Genomic DNA, 7255 nt, shown 5'->3' with positions numbered 1-7255 from the left:
GGACGGGCTGACTGACTCAGCCCGTCCGGCGTTTGAGGACGAAGGGGGGTCTGGGGGCGCAGCCCCCAGGGATGGGAACGGGTAGGGGCGGCGGGGGCGAAGAATCCACAGGCTGGGGACTCAGGCTGTCGTGTCGTCCCCGTCGAGCACGGTCTCGGGGATCTGCACGTTGATCAGTTCCCCCGAGCGTGGGTCGACGGTGAGGCCCCGGCCGGATCTGCGGCCGCGCAGGTGGGCGTGGGCCAGGCGGGCCCCGATGAAGTCGCCCTCCAGGATGCTCTGCGGTCCGATGAGGACACCCTTGCGGTGCCGCTTCAGGGCGCTGAGCCAGCCCATCGCTCCTGTCATGGTCTCCCCGGTGGCGGCGACGACGATGCCGATGCCGCGGTCCCTGCCGGACTGGGCCAGGGCACGCAGTTCCTGGTCGATGTCCGGCAGGACGAACAGGTCGGCGTCGTCCACGACGACCACCCGGGGGCCGCTCCCGGCCTCCAGGGCCTCGGTGAACTCCTCGACCGTGGGCTCCGTCGCGGTGATCAGCCGGACGCCGGGATGGTTGCCGAGGGTGCGCAGCGGCGACTCGCGGGGAGCGAGGATCACCAGCCGGGTGCCGGAGGCGAGCAACGAGACGGCCAGTGAGGCAAGGGTGGTGCTGCGGCCGGAGCCGGGCGGGCCGACGACCGAGAAGGTCGGTGCGGTGTCCGCGAAGTCCACGCCCACGGGCGAGACGTCGTCGCCGCCGAGGCCCAGCAGACCCCACATCGGCCGGCGGAACTCCTTGCCCACCTTCTCGTACGCGTCCGTGAAGGTCACCTTCACCGGCAGGGTGCCGATGCGGGCGGGCCTGCGGTCCGCGGGGAGTCCGGCGTCGCGCCGGGTCGCCTCGGCGCCGATCCGGCGCAGCGCCTCGGCCTGGTCCTGTCCGGCGGCGCCGGGTGCGAGGAGCGCCACCTGGATCTCGGTGCCGCCGTCGGAGGTCCAGCCGCGGCCGGGCTGGATGATGTCGGGGATGTCGCGGGAGCGCTTGCCGACGGCGTGGTAGTCGGTCCGGTCGTTCAGCCGCAGCAGCAGCTTGTTGTCGTTGAGCGCGGTGGCCCGTCCGGACAGCAGGGCGCGTTCGGAGGTGGCGACGACATGCAGGCCCGCGGCGGCGCCTTCTCTCAGCAGCCGGTTGAGCTGCTCCACCAGGCGGCCGCCGTTGTGGTCGGCGACGGCCTCGATCAACGCGTCCCAGCCGTCGATGAACAGCATGATGTGCGCGGGACGGGCACCGGCGGCGACGATCTCGCGCAGCTCGGTGAGGTTGCTCGCGTGATGCCCGGTGAGGAGTTCCTGTCGCCGCTCAAGCTCCGCGTCGAGCCTGGCGAACAGCCGCTCCAACCGCTCGATGTCACCACGGGGCACCATGGCGCCGCAGTGCGGGAGGACGCCCAACGCCGTCAGTGCGCCACCGGCGAAGTCGATGCCGTAGAGGTGGACGTCGGCGCTGGAATGACCTCGGGCCAGTGCTCCGGCCATGGTGCGCAGCACCTGGGAGCGGCCGGATCGCGGGATTCCGATGACGTACAGGTGTCCGAACTCGGCGAAGTCCAGGCGGACGGGCAGCTGGGCCTGTGCCTCGGGCAGGTCCGACAGACCCCAGGACACCGGGGCCAGCCGGGCGCCGCCGGGTGCGTCGGGCTGCGGCAGGTCGTCGATCAGGACGTCGGGGCCGAGGGCCGGCAGCCAGGGGCTGGGCTGCGGGACGCACCCGGCGAGCTCCGCCGCCTCGGACAGCGTCTCCACCAGCGCGTTCAGGTCGGTGGGGATGTCGTCGGCGCCCAGGTCCGGCGCCGGGTCCCCGCCCGGCTCCGACTCGGCCGTGCCGGGCAGGCCGACGGCGCGGCCGAGGCGCTGCCAGTGGAGTGCGGTGCCCCAGACGCGGGACTCCTCCACCGGCTGCTGTTCCCGGGGCTCAGGGGAGGGCTTCGCTCCGCGCAGGGGGGTTCCGGCGTAGGCGGTCTGGAAGGGTACGACGGTGCCGTGGCCGAGGCGGGCGAGGGCGCGGCCGGGGGTGGCCGGGGAGATGCTGACGGCGTCCTTGGTGTCGATGACGTCCTGGCTCTCCGAGGAGTCCGTGACCCGCAACGCGATCCGCAGATTGGTGTTGGCCCGGATGTCGGAGCTGACCACTCCGGCCGGGCGCTGGGTGGCCAGGATCAGATGGATGCCCAGGGAACGGCCGCGCTGGGCGATGCTCACCAGGCCGGGGATGAAGTCCGGGATCTCCCGGTAGAGGGTCGCGAACTCGTCGATGATGATCACCAGCCGGGGCACGGGCACCAGTTCGGGGGTCCGGCGGCGCATGCCCTGGTACTCGGGCAGGTCCTTGGCGCCGGCCTCGGCGAGGAGGTGCTCGCGGCGGGTCAGTTCGGCCGCCAGCGAGGTGAGCGCCCGCTGCACCAGGTGGCTGTCCAGGTCGGTGACCATGCCGAGGGTGTGCGGCAGGTCCACGCAGTCCTTGAAGGCGCTGCCGCCCTTGTAGTCGACCAGGACGAAGGTCAGCTCGTCCGGGCGGTTGACCGCGGCGAGCGCGGCCACGAAGGTCTGGAGCAGCTCGGACTTGCCGGATCCGGTGGTCCCCGCCACCAGGCCGTGCGGACCGTCCTTCACCAGGTCGAAGGCGACCGGTCCGTCGTAGCCGGCGCCCAGCAGGACACCGGTGGACGCCGGCCGCTGTGCCCAGCGGGCGGCGATCTGCTCGGCGCTCGGCTGCGGCAGACCCAGCAGGTCCAGCAGTCCCACTTCGGCGGGCAGGCCCTCGGAGGCGTCCGGGGTGACGTCGCGGATCGGGGCGATGCCCCGGGCCACGCGCTCGCACCAGTCCGGCTCGACCAGGTCCGGCCGGATGTCGGGGACATCGGGCTGTCCGGTGCGGCGCAGGGTCAGCCGGTGGTTCTCGTGGCGGACCACGGCGGTGCACTCCTCCGGCAGGAGCCGTTCCTCCTGGTCCAGGCAGAGCGGGAAGATCCGGACGCCGGGGCCCTCCTTGAGGATGGAGACCACACCGGGTACGTCACGCAGGCGGCGGGCTCCGTCCATCACCACCAGGACGTCCGGTTCGCTCAGCAGCGCCTTGCTCATGGTGGACTCGGCGGCCCGCTGGCGGGTGCGCAGGGTGGAGACCAGCTCGGCCACCCGGTTGGCCACCGTCTCCGGGTCGTTGCCGATCAGGGTGACGGCGCCGCCACGGGTGCCGGGCAGGCCGTCCCGGGAGTGGGGCAGCCAGCGGGCCCAGTGCCAGGAGTCCTGCGAGGCCTTGTCGGTGAGGACGACGATCCGCAGGTCGCGCGGGGTGTGCAGCACCGCGGCCTGGGCCGTCATCCACCGGGCCAGGGCCTGGACCGGGCCGCTCGCGCCGGCCAGACCCACCACGCCGTTCTCGACCAGGTCGACGCTCACCGGGGCGTCCGGGATCGTCCAGTGCACGGCGGTGTGGTTGTCCTCGCGGGCGGTGTCGTCGATGCCGAGCAGGGACGGCTGCGGAGCGGTGCCGATACGCAGGGCCAGGTGGTCCGGGTCGCCGCGGCGCCGTTCCCACAGGCGGCGGCCGGGGCCGACCGCCCACAGTCCGGCCACCGCCGGGTCGGGCGCGCTGTCGGTACGCAGCCGCCGCTCGGTGGCGATCTTCTGCCGGACGTCCTCCTCCAGCGAGGCGCGGCGCTGTCGGTAGACACGGGACTTCTCCTCGTAGTCCCTGCGTGCCTGGCGACGCCCGCTGAGGTAGTTCGCCGCCATCAGGACCGGCGACAGGAACATGAAGATCAGGTAGAAGTACGAGTTCAGGAACAGCATCATGCTGACGCCGAAGAGCATCGGGGCAAGGGCCACCAGCAGCGGAATCGGCCTGCGCCCGGGAGGGTCGGGCGGTCCGGGCAGCCGGAACCGCTCGGGCGCCAGATGCGGCAGGATGCGCGGCGGACGGTTGTAGTCCAGTCCGCCGCCGCCCTCTGACGGCACCACCGCGGCGTCCCTGGGAGTCGGTTCGGCCAGCCGCAGCAGGTACTCGCCGACGGAGAGCTCCGCGCCGACGGACCAGAGCACCCAGCCGTCGGCCACCTCCTCGGGCCCGGCGTCCGCCGCGTCTGCCGCGTCCTCGTCGTCCTGTTCCGCGAGCGGCAGCAGCACGACGCCGGGCCTGCCCCGGTGTTCCGGCGGCTCCGGTACGGACAGCCGTGCCGGGCCGCCCTCGGGAAGCTCCACGACGGCCGATCCGTCCGGGCGTACGGTCACCCGGATGCCCTCGCCCGGCATGCCCCGGCCTTCGAGCGGGACGGCCGCGTCCGCCAGCGGGCCGATGCCGTGGGTGCCGAGGCCGAGCGGGTACACCCGTCCGGCGTCCGGGCCGCCCACCACCTGGAGTTCGACCACGGGTGAGTGGTCCACCCGGTGCGGCTGCGGCATGGCGTCGCGCTCGGGGCCGTAGGCGGTGGCGGCGAGTGGCTGCGGGGCACCGAGGGCGACGACGCTGCCGTCCATGAGGCGGGTGGCGGCCAGCGGGGTGCCCGGGGCGAGGGGCTCGTCGCCCAGGTAGCAGGACGGGGCCGGCCCTGGTCCGGGAAGCGAGGGCCCGGTCTCGTCGGTGTCGCCGGTGCGCAGCCTGGCCAGATGCGCGGCGACGTCCTCGACGGGGGTGCTGCCGGACGCGGTGAGCAGTACGTCCTGGCGGCTGGTGTCGCCGTCGGCGACGGTGGTGATGAGGAGTTTCACGTCTCCCCTTCGGGATGGTTCGGGGGTGGATGGTTCGATGGTCCGGGGGTCTGCGCGGTGCGTCCCAGGCCGACGGGGCCTAGTCCTCGCGTGTGCCGGAGGAGGCCGCGGTGGTGTGTTCCCGGGTGGTGGCGGAGGTCGGCTCGGCGAGCAGATCGGATCCGCTGGTGGTCCGGGTGGGGTCCGTGACCGGTCGGTCGGGGTCCGGGAGCCCCTCCTGAAGGATCTCGGTTTCCTCCAGTGACGGGGTTTCCCGGAGTTCCCGGGTACGGGGCCGCTGTGGAGCGGGTGTGCCCCGGCGCGGGGCCGACTCCCGGCGCAGCCTGCGGCGGTCCGCCCGGACGGCGGCGGCGACGGCCCTGCCCAGCGGAGCCGAGTCCGCGTCCAGTCCCAGCTCCGGTGCGGCCACCCGGCCGCGTGCGTCGACCCGGAGGGCCCAGCTGTGCCCAGCCACCCGGCCGTCGGCCAGACAGACGGCGGTACCCGAGGCGGCGAGGGCACTGAGCCGCCGCGCCTGCTCCGGGCTGGGGGCGGCGCAGACGAGAACCGTCGTGGCGGCGCGGCCGGACTCGTCGAACTCACCGGCTCCCTCGGTTTCCCCGTGCTCCTCGGCCGTCTCTTCCAGCTCTCGCAGTACGGTGTCGAGCCGCTCCCCCCGGTGCTGCGGATGGACTCCGTCCGTGACGGTGACCGAGGCTCCGCTGCCGGGCCGGTCCAGTTGTGCGGCCAACGCCTGGAGCAGCCGGGTCCGGGCGGCGATGTCGCCCTCCACGGTGATCAGCCGTGGTCCGGCGGCCAGATCGAGGTGGACACAGGCGTCGTCCGCCATACCGACGGCGACCGGCAGCGGACGGAGGTGCGCACCCGCGCGGGGCCGGCCCTGCGGCAGCGCGTCCTCCTCCGTCAGGGCAAGCTCCCAGCGCTGTGGGCCGGGCTCGTCGGAGGTCTCCCAAGGGGCGGGCGGCTCGGGCAGCGGGCGGGCGGCGATCTGCACGGCGGCGAGTCCGGGTTCCGTCCGTACGGCGTGGGGAACGGCGCCGGGCGCGTCTGTCAGGGCCGCGGCTGCCGCGTCCAGCAGTCGTCGTACGAGCAGACCGCCTCGCGGGTCGGACAGTTGACGGGCCAGGGCGCGCACGCCGCGACGGTGGCGCCGGTAGGCGCGCAGGGGTTCACCGAACGCCCGCCGGGTCAGGGCGAGTTCACGGCCGACCCCGCGCCGGAAGCGCCGCCATCCGCCCTGCTTGCGGATCACATGCCGGAGCAGCAGGAAGAGCAGCAGCAGGACGACCACGGCCACGATGACGACCGTGAGCAGCGAGTCGCCGGGCTTCCCCAGCGCGATGACGGAGCCGTGCGTCGCGGCGGCCGTGGTCATGCCGCCGCCAGCGTGTGCTCCGGGTGCCGGCGGCGCAGCTCCCGTATCGCGTGATGGGTCCGGGACTTCACCGTTCCCGGCGGAATGCCCAGGGCGTCGGCGGCGTCGGAACCGGTGCAGCCGAGGACGTAGACGTAGAAGAGCACTTCGCGGTGGGGGTGCGAGAGCCGTGAGAGGGCGTGGACCATGAAGCGGCGCTGGACGGCCTGGCTCATCGGGTCCACGGTCTCGGCATGCTGCTCCAGGGCGTGTTCATGCGTGATCTCGGTGTGCGGCCGCTCGCGCCGGGACCAGTCGATCACCAGGTTGTGGGCCACCCTCATCAGCCAGGTCCGGGACGGCGACCAGCCCGGCGGCTGGTTCGCGTAGCTCAGCCAGGCGCGTACCAGGGTTTCCTGGACGAAGTCCTCGGCCCGTTGTCGGTCGCCGCGTATCAGGCCGGACACATAGCGGAGCAGCGGACCGTGGTGTTCTTCGTAGAGCATGCGCATGGTTCCGTCGGCGGCGGGGGCACTTTCCGTCGGGACGGGAGTCGGCGTGGACGTTCTCATAGATTCCCCCAGGGACGGCGTATGTCTTCTGAGCCGGTCCGGTCGGGCGCCGCGGCGGCGGCGTTGGCTGGGCAGGGCTGAGCACGGGTACCTGGGGTGACCTCACGGTTCCGAGCGGAATGTGAGATTCCGTGGTGGAGTCTATGAGTGGTTCTGTAAGTTTCAAGGGGCGTTGAGGAGAACGTGAGGTTACCGACAGGAATGTTGGCCGGGCAGGGGCGCCGGTCCCCGGAGGGGGAATCCGGGTCGGCACCCCTGCTCGGTGGCCGGGCTCAGGTGGGGATGCCGCCGGCGATCTGCGAGTCCAGGTTGTTGACGGCGTTGCAGACGTCGCGGAACTGCTTGGAGAACTGGGTGATGTTGTTCACCGCCTCGGTCAACGACTTGTTGAAGTTCGCGTAGGAGGTCTGCATCTTCGGGCTGGTCGCCGTCAGCAACAGGCCTCCCTGGAGGAGGTTCTCGACCTCGGCCTGCAGCGAGGACAGCTGGGGGACCAGGGTGTCGCTGACGGCGGAGTCGAGCTTCTTGGCGGTGCTTTCGATTTCCTCGTCGTCGATGACGTTCTTGGGCATGGGGCACC

General features: G+C 72.6%; 4 protein-coding genes. All 4 read right to left on the bottom strand.

What is annotated here, in order from left to right:
* Positions 1-120 precede the first annotated feature (120 nt).
* Positions 121-4749, bottom strand: a complete 4629-nt coding sequence (locus ACWCRB_RS36815) for an FtsK/SpoIIIE domain-containing protein (RefSeq protein WP_451000212.1) — start codon at positions 4747-4749, stop codon at positions 121-123.
* Between the two features lie 79 nt (positions 4750-4828).
* Positions 4829-6124, bottom strand: coding sequence for a hypothetical protein (locus tag ACWCRB_RS36810; RefSeq protein ID WP_451000211.1), 1296 nt, complete (start codon positions 6122-6124; stop codon positions 4829-4831).
* Positions 6121-6609, bottom strand: a complete 489-nt coding sequence (locus ACWCRB_RS36805; protein ID WP_451000210.1) for a sigma-70 family RNA polymerase sigma factor — start codon at positions 6607-6609, stop codon at positions 6121-6123. The genes ACWCRB_RS36810 and ACWCRB_RS36805 overlap by 4 nt, the downstream gene beginning before the upstream one ends.
* A 338-nt stretch (positions 6610-6947) precedes the next feature.
* Positions 6948-7247 (bottom strand): hypothetical protein, encoded by a 300-nt coding sequence (locus ACWCRB_RS36800; protein ID WP_451000209.1) that lies wholly within the window; start codon positions 7245-7247, stop codon positions 6948-6950.
* Positions 7248-7255 lie beyond the last annotated feature (8 nt).

The sequence above is a fragment of the Streptomyces sp. NPDC002156 genome (genome assembly GCF_053593675.1).
This window is presented reverse-complemented; position numbering and strand designations above follow the sequence as displayed.